General features: G+C 68.2%; 16 protein-coding genes. 12 read left to right on the plus strand and 4 right to left on the minus strand.

Annotated elements, in window-relative coordinates; genetic code table 11:
* A partial coding sequence (locus tag DMC18_RS10425; protein WP_146218042.1) for an aminotransferase class I/II-fold pyridoxal phosphate-dependent enzyme occupies positions 1–680 on the minus strand: 680 nt, incomplete at its 3' end.
* Between the two features lie 78 nt (positions 681–758).
* Here DMC18_RS10425 and DMC18_RS10430 point away from each other — a divergent pair.
* From DMC18_RS10430 to DMC18_RS10440, 3 genes are all read left to right on the plus strand, one after another.
* The gene (locus tag DMC18_RS10430) at positions 759–2,045 is read left to right on the plus strand and encodes an adenosylmethionine--8-amino-7-oxononanoate transaminase (protein WP_110121801.1); all 1,287 of its coding nucleotides are present in this window, start codon (positions 759–761) and stop codon (positions 2,043–2,045) included.
* Positions 2,046–2,058: 13 nt separating this feature from the next.
* The gene (locus DMC18_RS10435) at positions 2,059–2,955 is read left to right on the plus strand and encodes a DMT family transporter (protein ID WP_110121802.1); all 897 of its coding nucleotides are present in this window, start codon (positions 2,059–2,061) and stop codon (positions 2,953–2,955) included.
* Between the two features lie 67 nt (positions 2,956–3,022).
* A complete protein-coding gene (locus DMC18_RS10440) occupies positions 3,023–3,259 on the plus strand; it encodes a CsbD family protein (protein WP_233245364.1) in 237 nt (78 codons plus the stop codon).
* A gap of 22 nt (positions 3,260–3,281) precedes the next feature.
* Here the strand turns inward: DMC18_RS10440 and DMC18_RS10445 are convergent, their stop codons facing one another.
* Together DMC18_RS10445 and DMC18_RS10450 are read right to left on the minus strand one after the other, a co-directional pair.
* On the minus strand, positions 3,282–3,521 hold the full coding sequence (locus tag DMC18_RS10445; protein ID WP_110121803.1) for a hypothetical protein: 240 nt from the start codon (positions 3,519–3,521) through the stop codon (positions 3,282–3,284).
* Positions 3,522–3,547: 26 nt separating this feature from the next.
* Positions 3,548–4,387 (minus strand): ATP-binding protein, encoded by an 840-nt coding sequence (locus DMC18_RS10450; RefSeq protein WP_110121804.1) that lies wholly within the window; start codon positions 4,385–4,387, stop codon positions 3,548–3,550.
* 156 nt (positions 4,388–4,543) lie between these two features.
* On the opposite strand from DMC18_RS10450, the gene yajC reads away from it, so the two are divergent.
* From yajC to DMC18_RS10480, 6 genes are all read left to right on the plus strand, one after another.
* Positions 4,544–4,852: a preprotein translocase subunit YajC gene (gene yajC / locus DMC18_RS10455; protein ID WP_110121805.1), complete on the plus strand. Its 309-nt coding sequence runs from the start codon at positions 4,544–4,546 to the stop codon at positions 4,850–4,852.
* 61 nt (positions 4,853–4,913) lie between these two features.
* Positions 4,914–6,509, plus strand: coding sequence for a protein translocase subunit SecD (secD, locus tag DMC18_RS10460; RefSeq protein WP_110121806.1), 1,596 nt, complete (start codon positions 4,914–4,916; stop codon positions 6,507–6,509).
* A 12-nt stretch (positions 6,510–6,521) separates the two neighbouring features.
* Positions 6,522–7,478, plus strand: coding sequence for a protein translocase subunit SecF (gene secF, locus DMC18_RS10465; RefSeq protein WP_110121807.1), 957 nt, complete (start codon positions 6,522–6,524; stop codon positions 7,476–7,478).
* The gene (locus DMC18_RS10470) at positions 7,475–7,858 is read left to right on the plus strand and encodes an Mth938-like domain-containing protein (protein WP_110121808.1); all 384 of its coding nucleotides are present in this window, start codon (positions 7,475–7,477) and stop codon (positions 7,856–7,858) included. The genes secF and DMC18_RS10470 overlap by 4 nt, the downstream gene beginning before the upstream one ends.
* A gap of 190 nt (positions 7,859–8,048) precedes the next feature.
* The gene (locus DMC18_RS10475; protein WP_110121809.1) at positions 8,049–8,663 is read left to right on the plus strand and encodes a urate hydroxylase PuuD; all 615 of its coding nucleotides are present in this window, start codon (positions 8,049–8,051) and stop codon (positions 8,661–8,663) included.
* A 79-nt stretch (positions 8,664–8,742) separates the two neighbouring features.
* Positions 8,743–9,474: a squalene/phytoene synthase family protein gene (locus tag DMC18_RS10480; RefSeq protein WP_110132921.1), complete on the plus strand. Its 732-nt coding sequence runs from the start codon at positions 8,743–8,745 to the stop codon at positions 9,472–9,474.
* Positions 9,475–9,519: 45 nt separating this feature from the next.
* On the opposite strand, the gene DMC18_RS10485 is transcribed toward DMC18_RS10480, so the two are convergent.
* The gene (locus DMC18_RS10485; RefSeq protein WP_110121811.1) at positions 9,520–11,592 is read right to left on the minus strand and encodes a S9 family peptidase; all 2,073 of its coding nucleotides are present in this window, start codon (positions 11,590–11,592) and stop codon (positions 9,520–9,522) included.
* 303 nt (positions 11,593–11,895) lie between these two features.
* Here DMC18_RS10485 and lpxC point away from each other — a divergent pair, with 303 nt between their 5' ends.
* From lpxC to DMC18_RS10500, 3 genes are all read left to right on the plus strand, one after another.
* Positions 11,896–12,792 (plus strand): UDP-3-O-acyl-N-acetylglucosamine deacetylase, encoded by an 897-nt coding sequence (gene lpxC, locus DMC18_RS10490; protein ID WP_110121812.1) that lies wholly within the window; start codon positions 11,896–11,898, stop codon positions 12,790–12,792.
* Positions 12,793–12,894: 102 nt separating this feature from the next.
* The gene (locus DMC18_RS10495; RefSeq protein WP_110121813.1) at positions 12,895–13,824 is read left to right on the plus strand and encodes an outer membrane protein assembly factor BamD; all 930 of its coding nucleotides are present in this window, start codon (positions 12,895–12,897) and stop codon (positions 13,822–13,824) included.
* A 123-nt stretch (positions 13,825–13,947) separates the two neighbouring features.
* Positions 13,948–14,736 (plus strand): AAA family ATPase (locus DMC18_RS10500; RefSeq protein ID WP_146218043.1); only part of this gene is annotated, 789 nt, incomplete at its 3' end.

The raw sequence follows: 14,736 nt of genomic DNA on the forward strand, positions 1-14,736 counted from the left end.
TCGGGGAACAGGGCGGCCGTTCCCTTGCCCCCGCCCAGCACGCCGACGCCGTGGGCGTCGTCGACCAGCAGCCAGGCGTCGTTGGCCTCGCAGACCGCCGACAGCCAGTCGAGCGGCGCGACGTCGCCGTCCATCGAGAACACCCCGTCGGTGGCGACGATGGCGTGGCGGAAGCTGGAGCGGTGCTCCGCCAGCAGCTGCGCCAAGGCGTCGCTGTCGTTGTGCGGGAAGCTGACCACCTTGGCGCCGGAAAGCTGCGCCCCGGCCCAGATGCAGGCGTGGGCCAGTTCGTCGACGAAGACGACGTCCTGCTTGCCCGCGAAGGTCGGGATCACCCCCGTGTTGGCCAGATAGCCGGAGCCGAAGACGACGCAGGCCTCTGTCCCCTTCAGAAGGGCCAGACGGCTCTCCAGCTCCGAGATCAGCGGGCTGTCGCCGGTGACCAGGCGCGAGGCGCCGGAGCCCGCGCCGTACTCCGCCACCGCGGCCTGGGCGGCGGCGATGACGGCGGGATGCTGCGACAGGCCCAGATAGTCGTTGCAGGAGAAGGACAGCAGCCGCTTGCCGTCACGCTCGACGATCGCGCCGGGCAGGCGACGGGTGGGCTTCAGCCGGCGGCGCAGGCTCATGGCCTCCAGGGCCGCGAGCTTGCCGCTCGCGAAGGCGTCCAGACTGTGCATGCCGATTCAGTTCCCGTTTGCCCTGAGGGGCCGGGACGCTCTAGGCAAGCCACCCCGCCGGCGCAACGAAGGATCGTCATGAGCACCCCCGACTGGCTCGCCGAAGGCGCCAAGCACGTCTGGCGGCCCTACTGCCAGATGAAGACGGCCCCGGCGCCGCTTCCGGTGGTGCGCACGCAAGGCTCGCGACTGGTTCTGGCCGACGGGCGCGAACTGGTCGACGGCATCGCCAGTTGGTGGACGGCCGTGCACGGCTACAACCACCCCCATATCGCCGCCGCCGTGCGCGAGCAGTTGGAGGCCATGCCGCACGTGATGTTCGGCGGCCTGGCCCATGAGCCCGCCTATCGCCTGGCCGCGCGGCTGGCGGCGATCCTGCCGGGTGATCTGGATTACGTGTTCTTCGCCGAGTCCGGCTCGGTCTCGGTCGAGATCGCCATGAAGATGGCGCTGCAGTTCCACATCAATCGCGGCGAGCGTGGGCGCACGCGCTTCCTGTCGTTCCGGGGCGGCTATCACGGCGACACCCTGGCGACGATGACGGTCTGCGACCCGGAGGAGGGGATGCACAGCCTGTTCTCGGGCGTGATGCCGAGTCAGGTGATCGCCGACCTGCCGCTGGACGACGCGTCCGAAGCCGCGCTCGATGCGCTGCTGGCGGAAAGGGGCGGGGAGATCGCCGCCATGCTGACCGAGCCCCTGGTGCAGGGCGCCGGCGGCATGCTGTTCCACGATCCCGAAGTGCTGCGCCGCCTGCGCCGCCTGGCCGACAAGCACGACGTGCTGCTGATCTTCGACGAGATCTTCACCGGCTTTGGTCGCACGGGCGAGCTTTTCGCCATGCAGGCGGCCGGGATCGAGCCGGACATCGTCACCCTGTCCAAGGCCCTCACGGGCGGAACCCTGCCGCTGTCGGCGGCCGTGGCCTCGCGCAAGGTGTTCGAGGCCTTCTGGTCCGACGACGCCGGCGCGGCCCTGATGCACGGCCCGACCTACATGGGCAATGCGCTGGCCTGCGCCGCCGCCAACGCCTCGCTCGATCTGTTCGAGGCGGGAAACTGGAAGGCCGAGGTGGCGCGGATCTCGGCCGCGCTGAAGGCCGGGCTGGAACCTTGCCGCAGCGCGCCGGGCGTCGTCGACGTGCGGGTGCTGGGGGCGATCGGCGTGGTGGAGTTCGTCTCGCCCGTGGCCGTCGGCGCGCTGTGCCAGGCCTTCGCGGAGAAGGGCGCCTGGATCCGGCCGATGGGCAAGGTGGTCTATCTGACGCCGGCCTTCACCACGCCGGACGCGGATCTCGACATCCTGCTGTCGGCCATTCGCGAGGTCGTAATCGCCGGCGGGGTTGAAGGAACCGGCGGGGTCTGATCCAAGCGGCCCCATGTCCGCCTCCACCGGCCCCCTGACGACGCTCGAGCGTCTCGCGATCCTGGCGATCATCATGACCTGGGGGCTGAACAACGCCGCGGCCAAGGTGGCGACCGCCGCCCTGCCGCCGATGATGGTGGGCGGCCTGCGCTTCGCGCTGGCCCTGGCCTTTCTGTTCCCGTTCGTGCGGCCGCCGTTTCCCGACTGGAAGCGGCTGCTGGCGATCGTGCTGCTGTCGGGGCCGATCCACTTCGGGATCATCTATCTGGCGTTCGGCATGGCGAAATCGCTGAGCCCGCTGGTGGTGGCGACCCAGCTGTGGATCCCGTTCACGGCCCTGTTCGCCTGGCGCATGCTGGGCGAGACCATGCGCATGCCGGCCGTCGCCGGGCTGGCCGTCGCCTTCGCGGGCGTGGCTTGGATGAGCCTGGACCCCCACGGCGCGGCCGACCTGCCGGCCATCGTGCTGGGCGTGATCGCCGCCGCGATCTGGGCGGTGGCCACGGTGCTGGTGCGCAAGACCCCGGGCGTGAAGCCGCTGAAGGTGCAGGGCATGACGGCCCTGGTCGCCGCGCCGGCGCTGATCGCCCTGTCCTTCGCCTTCGAGCCGGACGTGATCCCGCGCGTCCAGGCCGCGCCGCCGATCGCCTGGGCCTGCGTGGTGTTCGCCGGCGTGGTCTCGACCATCGGAGCCAGCGCCCTGCTGTTCTGGCTGGTGCAGCGGCGCGAGGCGGGCCGGGTGACGCCCTATTTCCTGCTGACGCCGCTGGTCTCGTGCACGATCGGGGTGCTGTTCATGGGCGACGACCTGTCGCCGCAGCTGGTCATCGGCGGCGGCGCGACCATGCTGGGCGTGGCCCTGGTGGCCCTGACCGAGAAGAAGACCCCGCCGGTCGTCGAGCCGGCCTGAGGCTCTAGGCAGGGCGAACCAAAGCGCGACAAGGCGCGTTGAGCTTCCACAGATGGAGCTTCACCGCATGAACCTGACCCGTCCGCTTTCCCTCGCCGCTATCGCCACCGTCGCCCTGCTGGGCCTTTCCGCCTGCGACAAGGACGCCGGCAAGACCCAGAAGACCACCGGCAAGGTCGAGTCCGCCGTCGGTACGATCACCGGCGACAAGGAACTCAAGAAGGAAGGCAAGAAGGACAAGGTGGTGGGCGGCGTGCGCTCGGGCGACCTGGAAGGCGCGGTGAAGGACGCCAAGAAGAACTGACGGCGGAGGTGGAGAGGCCGCCTCAGTCCTCTCCGCCATCCCTCCAGCGCCAGGGCGCGTCGCTGGTCTTCCAGGCGATCCAGACCACGCCCAGGGTGGACGTGATCACCACGATCGACAGCGGAAGAGGGCGGCCCGCCAGGAGCGCGGAGGCGGCGACCAGCAAGGCCAGGTGGACGGCCAGAACGACCCAGCCCTGCCAGGCGCAAGGCAATCCCGCGCCATAGCCGAACCGCTTGACCCTGAACCACGGCTTGGCCATGGCCGCGCCTCCCCCCGGTGTTTTTCTTATGCGGGCAAATGTACGCCCAGTTCGCCGGCCAGGTCGCGCACGAACTGCCAGGCCACGCGGCCCGAACGGGCGCCGCGCAGCTGCGACCACTGCAGGGCCCGGCGCTCCAGGTTCTCGACCTTCAGGCCGAAGCGCTCGGCGTAGGTGTTGATCGCCGCCAGGTAGGTCGGCTGATCCATGGGCGGGAAGCCGATCCACAGGCCGAAGCGGTCGGAGACGCTCATCTCCTCCTCGGCGTTCTCGGCCGAGGCAATGGCGCCCTGGCTCTCGGCGTGGTCGCGCGGCATCAGGTGGCGACGGTTGGAGGTCGAGACGAACAGAACATTCTCCGGCGGACCGGCCACGCCGCCTTCCAGCGCCGATTTCAGGGCCTTGGCCGCCGCCGCGCCGTCCTCGAACGACAGGTCGTCGCACAGCACCACGAAGCGCTCGCTCCGCACGCGCAGGGCGTCGAACAGCGGGGGCAGGGCGGCGACCTCGTCGCGATCGACCTCGACCAGCTTCAGGTCCGGATATTCGGCGGTCAGGGCCATGAAGGCAGACTTGGTCAGCGAGCTCTTGCCCGTGCCGCGCACGCCCCACAGCAGCACGTGGTTGCAGGGCAGGCCGGTGGCGAAGCGGCGCAGGTTCTGGATGAAGCGGTCCTTCTGGCGCTCGATTCCCACCAAAAGCTCGATATCCATCGCGTAGTCGGGCGCGGGCAGGAAGGCGCCCGACACCGGCTCGTGGCGGAACAGGCGCGCGCCCGAGAAGTCCGGCGCGATGGTGGCTGGCGGGGCCAGGCGCTCCAGGGCGTCGGCGATGCGGGCGAGCAGGGGCAGGGCGGCTTCGGTCATGGCCACGCTCCTTACCCCCTCGCGCTCTCATTGCAAAAGGGGCGGCATTGCAAAAGGGCCCTCATTGCAAAAGGGAGGGTGAACGCATAGCTTCCGCCGACTTGGCGGGGGCCCTATTTCAGACGTCCCCTGCCGCTTGAAATTCTTGGAGACGTTATGCCGAGCGATCCGAACGCGTTGATCCAGGCTTTTGGCCTGCCTGTGATCCTGATCGTGTTTTTCTACTTCATGATCCTGCGCCCGCAGCAAAAGCGTCAGAAGGAACATCAGGCCACGATCAACAACCTGAAGCGCGGCGACAACGTCGTGCTGTCGAGCGGCGTGCTCGGCAAGATCGTGCGCGTCGAGGAAAAGGAAGTCGGCGTCGAGATCGCCCAGGGCGTCACCGTCAAGGTGCGCAAGGGCATGATCACCGAAGTCACGGCCAAGGGCGATCCCGCTCCGGCCAACGATCCGAAGAACTGAGTAAGATCAGGTCCAACTAGCCCGCCCTGGCGCCCCGGCGTCGTCGAGAGCCCCGTAGTCCATGCTGAGCCTATCCCGCTGGAAGATCGCCATCGTCACCTTGTCGGTGATCTTCGGCATCGTCTTCACCCTGCCGAACCTGCTGCCGCAGAAGACGCTAGACGCCCTGCCGGGATGGGTTCCCAAGCAGAAGCTGAACCTTGGCCTCGACCTTCAGGGCGGGTCGTACCTTCTGTACGAGGTCGACACCGCCGCCCTGCGCAAGGAGCGCCTGGGCAACCTGGTCGAAGACGTGCGCACCACTCTGCGCACGGCCGGAATCAGCTTCAACGGCCTGGGTGAAGCGGGCGGCGTCATCTCGGTGCGGATCGACGACGGCTCGAAGGTGGCCGCTGCGGTGACCGAGCTGAGCAAGCTCGGCAGCCCGCTGCAGGGCACGCTGACCAAGGACGTGATCGTCTCGACCAAGGCCGACCAGCGCATCGAGCTGGCGTTCGCGCCGGAGGCCGCCAAGGCCGACGCCGCCAAGGCCGTCGAGCAGTCGATCGAGACCATCCGTCGCCGGATCGATAGCCTGGGCACCAAGGAACCGACGATCACCCGCCAGGGCGCTGACCGGATCGTCATCCAGGCCGCCGGCGAAAGCGATCCGGAGCGTCTGAAGGCCGTGATCGGCAAGACCGCCAAGCTGACCTTCCAGATGGTCGACGAGTCGGTCACCCAGGAAGAAATGGCTTCGGGCCGCATGCCGCCCGGCGTGGTGATGGTGCCCAGCTCCGACGGCTACGCGCCGGCCTACGCCCTGAAGAAGCGCGCCGTGGTCTCGGGCGAGGAACTGGTCGACGCCCAGCAGGCCTTCGACGGCCAGAGCGGTCGCCCGGTGGTGTCGTTCCGCTTCAACGGCTCGGGTTCGCGCAAGTTCGGCGACGCCACTTCGCGCAACATCGGCAAGCGTTTCGCCATCGTTCTCGACAACAAGGTGCTCTCGGCGCCGACCATCCAGACGCCGATCATCGGCGGCTCGGGCCAGATCACCGGCAACTTCACGGTCGAAAGCGCCGCGGAACTGTCGCTGCTGCTGCGTTCGGGCGCCCTGCCGGCCCAGCTGAACATCGAAGAGCAACGCACCGTCGGCGCCGAACTGGGCGCGGACGCGGTCAAGGCCGGCGCCATCTCGCTGGCCATCGGCGCGGCGGCGATGTTCGTCTTCATCATCCTGGCCTACGGCCTGTTCGGCGTGTTCGCGGCCCTGGCCCTGGTGGCCAACGTGCTGCTGATCGTCGGCATCATGTCGTTCACCCAGGCGACCCTGACCTTCCCGGGCATCGCCGGCCTGATCCTGACGCTGGCCGTCGCCGTCGACGCCAACGTGCTGATCTACGAGCGCATGCGCGACGAGGCGGCCGCGGGACGATCGCCGATGTCGGCCGCCGACACCGGCTACCGGCTGGCGCTGGTGTCGATCCTCGACGCCAACATCACCAGCCTGATCTCGGCCGGCATCATGTTCAGCTTCGGCTCGGGTCCGGTGAAGGGCTTCGCCTGGACCCTGGCCATCGGCGTGTTCACCTCGCTGTTCACCGCCATCATCATCACTCAAGTGCTCATCGGTTGGTGGTTCAAGGCCACCAAGCCGAAGAAGCTGCCGATCGCGTAAGGATCAAAGCTCATGGCTGCTTGGCCCCTCATCCGCCTGATCCCGCGCTCGACCCACTACCGCTTCGTGCGCTGGGCGCCCGTCGCCGCGGTTATCTCGCTCGTCCTGATCCTCGGCTCGGGCGTGTCGTTCTTCACCCAGGGCCTGAACCTGGGCATCGACTTCAAGGGCGGCGTCGCCCTTGAAGCCCGTACGCCCGCGACCGCGCCCATCGACCTGGACAAGCTGCGCGCCGTCGCCAAGTCCACCGGCGCGCACGACGTGCAGGTCCAGGGCTTCGGCGCGCCGAACTCGGCGATGGTCCGGTTCCTGCCGACCGAGGGCGGCAACGCCCAGGTCGAGGCCAACCGCATCAAGAGCGAGATCATCGCCAAGTTCCCCGGCATGACCATGCCGGCGCCGACCGTCATCGGCGCCAAGGTCTCGGGCGAGCTGTTGATGGGCGGCTTCAAGGCGCTGGGCATCGCCCTGCTGCTGATGCTCGGCTACATCTGGTTCCGCTTCCAGTGGCAGTTCGGCGTCGGCGCCGTCGTGGCCGTGTTCCACGACATCATCCTGACCCTGGGCGTGCTGTCGGTGATGCAGATCGAGTTCTCGATGACCTCGGTCGCGGCCCTTCTGACGGTCATCGGCTACTCGATGAACGAAAAGGTCATCACCTTCGACCGCCTCAAGGAAAACCTGCGCAAGTACAAGTCGACGCCGCTGCGCGAGATCATCGACCTGTCGGAGAACGAGCGTCTGTCGCGGACGATCATCACCGGCTCGACGGCGCTGCTGGCGCTGGGCGGCACGATGATCTTCGGCGGCCCGGTGCTGTTCCCGCTGGTCTTCACCATGGTGTTCGGCATCATCATCGGCACCTATTCGTCGATCTACATCGCCCTGCCGATCATCCTGGTCTGGGGCCTGAAGCGCGGCGACGAGGAAGCCAAGCCGATCAAGCTCGGCGCGGCCAGCCGCCCGTGAGCCCCTCTGGAAGCCAACCGCTTACCCCTCGCCAGCCCCCGTCGATCGACGCCTGGGGCGGCGGCGGCTTCCGGGTCTCCGGCGTCTGGCGTCCCGGTTCGCTGCTGATCATCGACGATCAGCCGCTGGACTGGGGCGCGACGTCGCTGGCCGACCTCACGCCCGAAGCTTTCGCCCCGGTCTACGCCGCGGGCGGGGCGGTGGAGTTCGTGCTGCTGGGCGTGGGTCTCGCCAACGCCCTGCCGCCGCGCCCGGTGCGCGACGCCCTGAAGGCCGCGGGCCTGGGTCTCGAGTTCATGAGCACCGAGGCCGCCGCTCGCACCTACAACGTCCTGGCCAGCGAAGGCCGCCGCCTCGCCGCGGCGCTGATCGCGGTTTAGACCCCTGATCCTCCCCCTGAAAGGGGGAGGTGGCCCGGAGGGAGAAGTTCCTGCTTCCTCTCCGGTCCCTTCGACTTCTCCAACCACATCCCCCTCCGTCGGCTTTGCCGACACCTCCCCCTTCAGGGGGAGGATCATTTTCCCGACTCTCCCTATCCTGGCCGCCACGCAACGGCTTCAGGGGGCTGAATTGTCCGGGATCCTCACCAATTTCCGCAGCACCATCATCGTCAGCTTCGTGCTGGCCCTGATCATGGTGTTCGGCTTCGGGCATAGCCCCAGCGGCTTCCACGGCGCCTACTGGCAGGCGGTGTTCCGCTGGCTGCACGTGCTGTTCGGCATCCTGTGGATCGGGCTGCTCTACTACTTCAACTTCGTGCAGATCCGGGTGATGCCGAGCATCCCGGCCGAGCTGAAGCCGGCGGTGACCAAGTACATCGCGCCCGAGGCCCTGTTCTGGTTCCGCTGGGCGGCCCTGGCCACCTGGCTGATGGGCATGGTCGTGGCCTTCAGCCGCGGCTACCTGATGGAAGCCATGACCCTGGGCGCCTGGCACGGCTACCAGCGCGGCGTCGACATGGGCTTCACCTTCATCGGCATGGGCATGTGGCTGGCGACGATCATGTTCGTGAACGTCTGGGGCGTGATCTGGCCGAACCAGAAGCGCGCCCTTGGCCTGGTGCCGGCCGACGACGAGACCAAGGCCAAGGCGGCCAAGCTCGCCATGCTGTTCTCGCGCATCAACACCCTGCTCAGCATCCCGATGCTGGTGACGATGACGATGTACCAGACGCTGTTCGGCTGATCGGCCCGACGGCTCGGATCAAGGCCCGCCCGACCGGCGGGCCTTTTTCTTTGGGTCTTACGGGGGCATAAGCCGCGCCATGTCCGCAGCCCCCGACAACCCCTACGATTCCGGCCTCGACGACCTGGTCCGCCGCATGGACCCGGATCGCTGGCTCGCCAGCCGCTTCGTCGCCGACCTGGCGGCGCGGGCCGACGTCGTGGCCCTGCTGGCCTTCAACTACGAACTGGCGCGGGTGGCCGGCGGCGTCACCAACGCCCTGATGGGCGAGATCCGCCTGACCTGGTGGCGCGAGGCGATGGAGGAGCTGGCCGCCGGCCAGCCGCCGCGCAAGCATCCCGCCGTCGAGGCCCTGGCCGCTTCGGGCGTCGATCCGCTGGCCCTGGCGCGAATGGCGGAGGCTCGCCTCGCCGACCTGGAGGAAGCGCCCTTCGTCGACGAGGCCGGGGTGCTGGCCTATCTCGACGCCACCGCCGGCGCCCTGGCGGGTCTTGTCGCCCAGCGCCTCGATCCCGCCGCCGATCCGGCGTCCGTGCGCGCCGCGGCCCGCGCCTACGGCCTGGCGGGCCTGTGGCGGCTGAAACTGGCCGGCCGCTCGCGCCTGCCGTTCAAGTGGACCGCCGCCGACCTCCAGGCCCTGGTGGCCGGTCAGAAGACCGCCGCCCGCACCGAGCTCAAGGCCCTGCCGATCGCGGCCTTCCCGGCCGTCGCCGTCGTCGCCCTGGCCGGTGAGCAGGCGAGGGGACGCGACCTTAGCGAACTCGAAAAAAAGGCCCGCCTGACCTGGTCGGTCGCGACGGGCCGGATCTGATTTCAAGCTCCCTTCCCCCATCAAGGGGGAAGGGCGCGTTTTCTGTTACTTCCCCGTCCATTCGTTCAGCCAGCCCAGCACCTCGTCGTGCCACTGGACCGAGTTCTGGGCCTTCAGCACCCAGTGGTTCTCGTTGGGGAAGTACAGCAGCTTGCTGGGCACGCCCTTGCGCTGCAGGGCCGTGAAGGTGGCGATGCCTTCTTCCAGCGGCACGCGGAAGTCGTTCTGGCCCTGGACGACCAGGGTCGGCACGCTCCACTCGGCCACGTGGTCGGCCGGGTTGAACTTCGAATAGGTGGTGTTGGGCTCCCACGGCGTTCCGCCGTTCTCCCACTCGCTGAACCACAGCTCTTCGGTCGAATAGCCCATGAAGCGGCTGTCGAAGATGCCGTCGTGGTTCACCAGGCACTTCCAGGGCTGCTTCCACTGGCTGGCGATCCAGTTGATCATGAAGCCGCCGTACGAGCCGCCCAGGGCGCAGGCGCGGTCCTGGTCGAGGAAGGAATACTTCTGGGTCGCGAAGGCCCAGCCCTTCTGCAGGTCTTCCAGCGGGCGGTCGCCCCAGTGCTGGCTGATGGCGTCGGTGAAGCCCTGGCCGTAGCCGGTCGAGCCGTGGAAATCGATCATCACCACGGCGTAGCCGGCGCCGGCGTAGGTCTGGGCGTTCCAGCGGTAGTGGAAGAGGTTGCCGAACGAGCCTTGCGGGCCGCCGTGGATCAGGAAGGCCACCGGATACTTCTTCGACGGATCGAAGTTGGCGGGCTTCACCAGATAGCCGTGCACGGTCTCGTCGTTCCAGCCCTTGAAGCTGAACTGCTCGGCGTCGCCCATGGCCACGCCGTCCAGCTTGTCGGCGTTGAGGCCGGTCAGCTTGATCGGCTCGCCCTTGCCCTTCGGGAGGAGGGCGTAGAGCTGGCCTGGGGTCTTCAGGTTGTCCTGGGCGATGACGGTCTGGCCGCCGGCGACGCTGAACGCGCTGACATGGCCCTCGCCGGTCAGGGCCGCAGCCTTGCCGGTCTTGACGTCGATGGCGAACAGCTTGGTCTGACCCACGTCCTCGGCGGTCGTGTAGATGGTCTTGCCGTCGGCGCTGAAGGTGATCGACTGGGCCGAGCGGTCCCAGGCCGGGGCGACTTCACGCACCTTGCCGTTCTCGCGCACCATGATCCCGAAGCGGTCGGCCTCGAAGCCCGGACGCTTCATGGCCAGCCACGCTTCCGTCTTGCCGTCCGGCGAGAAGGTCGGCTGGGCGTCCCAGGCCTTGTTGTCCTCGGTCAGGTTGGCAGGCTTGGCCGAGCCGTCGACCGGAACCGACCACAGGTCGTAATTGGTCTGCCAGGGCTCGTCGCGGCCGGCGACCTTGGCCGAGAACACCACGGTCTTGCCGTCGGGGCTGATGGTGAAGTCCTCGTCGCCGCCGAAGGGCTTGGTCGGCGCGTCGCCGTCGAAGCCGGCCATCAGGGCCACGGGCTCGCCCGCCGCCACGCCCGAGGCGTCCAGCGTGTAGGCGTAGAGGTGGTTCTTCGTGCCGTCGTTCCACGTATCCCAGTGGCGGATGAACAGCTTGTCGTAGACGACGCCGGTCGTCTTCTGGGCCTTGCGGGCGTCCAGGCGCTCCTGGGTGCAGGCCAGGGTGGGGCAGTCGGGGAAGACGGCCTGGCTGACCACCACGGTCTTGCCGTCGGCCGACACCTTGAAGGCGCCGACGTCGAACGGGGCCTTGGTCACCTGAACGGCGGTGTCACCCGATGCGTCGGTGCGGAACACCTGGTCCGAACCGGCGCGGCCCGACAGGAAGTAGATGCTCTTGCCGTCGGCCGACCAGCGGGCGCTGGAGACGCCGCCGTCCGACACCGCCAGGCGGCGCGGGGCGATCCTGGCCTTCAGGTCGGCGACCCACAGCGAGAACGAGGCCTTGTTGGCCGGGAGGTCCATGCTGCGCACCAGGTAGATCACCTGGCGGCCGTCCGGCGACACCTTGGGCTCGCTGACCCGCTCGAGCGTGACCATGTCCTTGGCGGTGAAGCCTCGGCCTTCCGCCAGGGCGGTCGGGGCTACCGCGAAGGCGGCGAGCGAAAGGGCGAGGGCGGAGGCGGCGATGCGCAAGGTCTTGGTCATGGAAGTCGTGGTCCAGACGGCTCTGATGCCAGAAAACGCGCGGAGCCTAGCGGCGCCTTGCGTCCGATGCCAGGGGCGAGGGCAAAGGTTTCCGTCGTGCCCGGAGCATGCTGCGGCGCCGTTCGCGAGCAAGGCGGAAATGGGGCGTCGAAATGGCGAAAACGCCTTATCCCACAAGGCCTTGGGTAGGTAACAATCAGAAACAGGACTTGCGTTGCTGCGGCGCGGCGAAGCTCGTAGACGGTAAATGGGGACGAATAGGCGGCCGCCAGAGCCGCTCCCAAAATAGATCAAAGGTTTCTCGTGTCGGTTTCGCCTTATCATCAGCACACGGTCGCAGGACCGGTGATCTTCGCAGGGATCGGCCTGCACACGGGCGCGCACGTGCGCGTCGCCGTGCGCCCCGCCGCCCCTGACAGTGGGATCGTCTTCGTGCGCACCGACGTCCAGGACCGCGACAACCGCGTGCCGGTTCGCGGCGACGCCGTGGTGCAGACCCAGCTGGGCACCGTCATCGCCAACCCCGTCGACGTCCGCGTCTCGACCATCGAGCACCTGATGGCGGCCCTGGCCGCCCTGTCGGTCGACAACTGCGTCGTCGAACTCGACGGCCCCGAAGTGCCGATCATGGATGGCTCGTCCGAGCCCTTCGTGCAGATTCTCGACCGCGCCGGTCGCCGCCGGCAGGAAGCCGCGCGCCGCTACATCGAGATCCTGTCGCCGATCGAGGTGATCGAGGGCGACAAGCGCGCCACCCTTTCTCCGGCCGAATCCTTCGAAGTGGCCTTCGAGATCGCCTTCGCCAGCAAGGCCATCGGCCGCCAGCGCGTCGATCTGGTCATCGACGAGCACAGCTTCCGCAAGGAACTGTCGAACTGCCGCACCTTCGGCTTCCTGCGCGAGGTCGAGGCCCTGCGCGACATCGGTCTGGCCCGTGGCGGTTCGATGGAGAACGCCGTGGTCATCGACGGCGACCGCGTGCTCAATCCCGAAGGCCTGCGCCGCTCGGACGAGTTCGTGCGCCACAAGGCCCTGGACGCTGTCGGCGACCTTTATGTCATCGGCGCTCCGATCCTTGGCAGGTTCGAAGGAATCCTGGCCGGACACGGCCTCAATAACGCCGCGGTTCGTGCGTTGATGGAGCAACCGCGCGCTTGGCGCTGGCGCGCCTATGCGCCGGAGCTCGCCGAAGCGGTCTGATCAATCGGGGGAACGCTCCCGCCGCTTCGGCTTTCATTTGCGCCCGCATCGACGTGGTGTAGAAGCCTGGGTTCGGCGCGGGGGCGCGCTAATGCTTCTAGGGTGAGAGAGTCCGTGCTTCGCAAAATCTCGGGACGTTCGGCCGTTTCCATCATGGCCGTGCTCGCCGCCTTGTCGGTGACCGCCTGCGCCGGCAAGCCTAAGAAGCCGACCCTCGTCTATGAGGAGCGTCCGGTCGAACTGCTGTACTCCACCGGCTCCAGCCGCCTGGACCGCGGCAGCTGGAACGAAGCCGTCGATTACTTCCGCGAAGTGGAGCGCCAGCACCCCTATTCGGAATGGTCGCGTCGCTCGATCCTGATGACCGGCTACGCCCACTACATGGGCAACCAGTATTCCGAAGCGATCGGCGACGCCGACCGCTTCATCTCGCTGTACCCGGGCAATCCGTCGGCCTCGTACGCCTTCTATCTGAAGGCCGTCTGCTACTTCGAGCAGATCGTCGACGTGAACCGCGACCAGGCCGCCACCGAGCAGGCGCTCGCCGCCCTGCGCGACGTCGTCCAGCGCTATCCCAACAGCGAATACGCCCAGGACGCCCGCCTGAAGATCGACATGGTCAACGACCAGCTGGCCGGCAAGGAAATGGCCATCGGCCGCTGGTACCTGCGCGACGGCAAGACCCTGGCCGCCATCGGCCGCTTCAAGACCGTCGTCGACCGCCACCAGACCACTTCGCACACGCCGGAAGCTCTCTACCGCCTGGTCGAGGCCTATCTGACCCTGGGCCTCAACGACGAGGCCAAGCGCAACGGCGCGGTGCTGGGCTACAACTTCCCGGGCGACCGCTGGTACGCCGACGCCTACAAGCTGCTGAACGATGCGGGCCTGAAGCCCGCCGTCGAGCCGCTGAAGGCCGGCAACAAGCGCAACCTGCTCGAACGCGTCCTGACCCGCGACAAGGACGCGACCCTCGCGCCTCCGGGCGAGAAGAAGAAAAAGGGCGGCCTGATGGGCGTCCTCGGGATGTAAGCAGAGACATCAGAAGAGACATCAGACAGGCGGGCCGTTGCAAAACGGCCCGTTTTTCTTTTGTTCTCAAAGGGCTGTCCATCCCCCTTTGAAAAACTGCGATTCCCGGCGATCCTCGCGACCATGCTGATCGGTCTCTCCATCCGCGACGTGGTGCTCATCGAGAGCCTCGACCTGGCCATCGGGCCGGGCCTGACCGCGTTGACCGGCGAGACCGGGGCCGGCAAGTCGATCATCCTCGACGCCCTGGGCCTGGCCACCGGGGCCCGCGCCGACGCCGGCCTGGTGCGTCGTGGAGCCGCCGGCCACGCCAGCGCCACGGCCATCTTCGCCCTGGCCCCCGACCATCCCGCCTTCGCCTATCTCGACGACAAGGGCCTGGACTACGCCCGCGACGAGGACCTGGTCCTGCGTCGCCAGTTGTCGCCCGACGGCCGTTCGCGCGCCTTCGTCAACGACCAGGCCACCAGCGTCGGCGTGCTCAAGGATCTCGGGGCGCTGCTGCTCGAGGTGCACGGCCAGCACGAGACCGTCGGCCTGCTCGATCCGCGCACCCACCGCACCCTGCTGGACGTCTACGGCCAGGTCAGCGTCGGGGCCGTGTCCTCGGCCTGGAGCGGCTGGCGCGCCGCCCGCGAGGCCGCCGCCGAGCTGAAAGCCCTGTCCGACCGCGCCGCGGCCGAGACCGAGGAACTGACCCTCCGCCTGTCGGAACTCGACCGCCTCGACCCGCGCGACGGCGAGGAGACGGCCCTGGCCGAGGAGCGGGCCCTGCTGGGCTCGGCCGAGAAGGCCCTGGCCGACATCGCCTCGGCCCAGGACGCCCTGGGCGGCGACAACCTGTCGGGCAAGCTGGCCTCGGCCTTCCGCGCCCTGGAACGGGCCCGCGACCGCGCCGCCAACGCCGGCGCG

The organism is Caulobacter sp. D5 (assembly GCF_003185805.1).
In the GTDB taxonomy this organism is placed as follows: domain Bacteria; phylum Pseudomonadota; class Alphaproteobacteria; order Caulobacterales; family Caulobacteraceae; genus Caulobacter.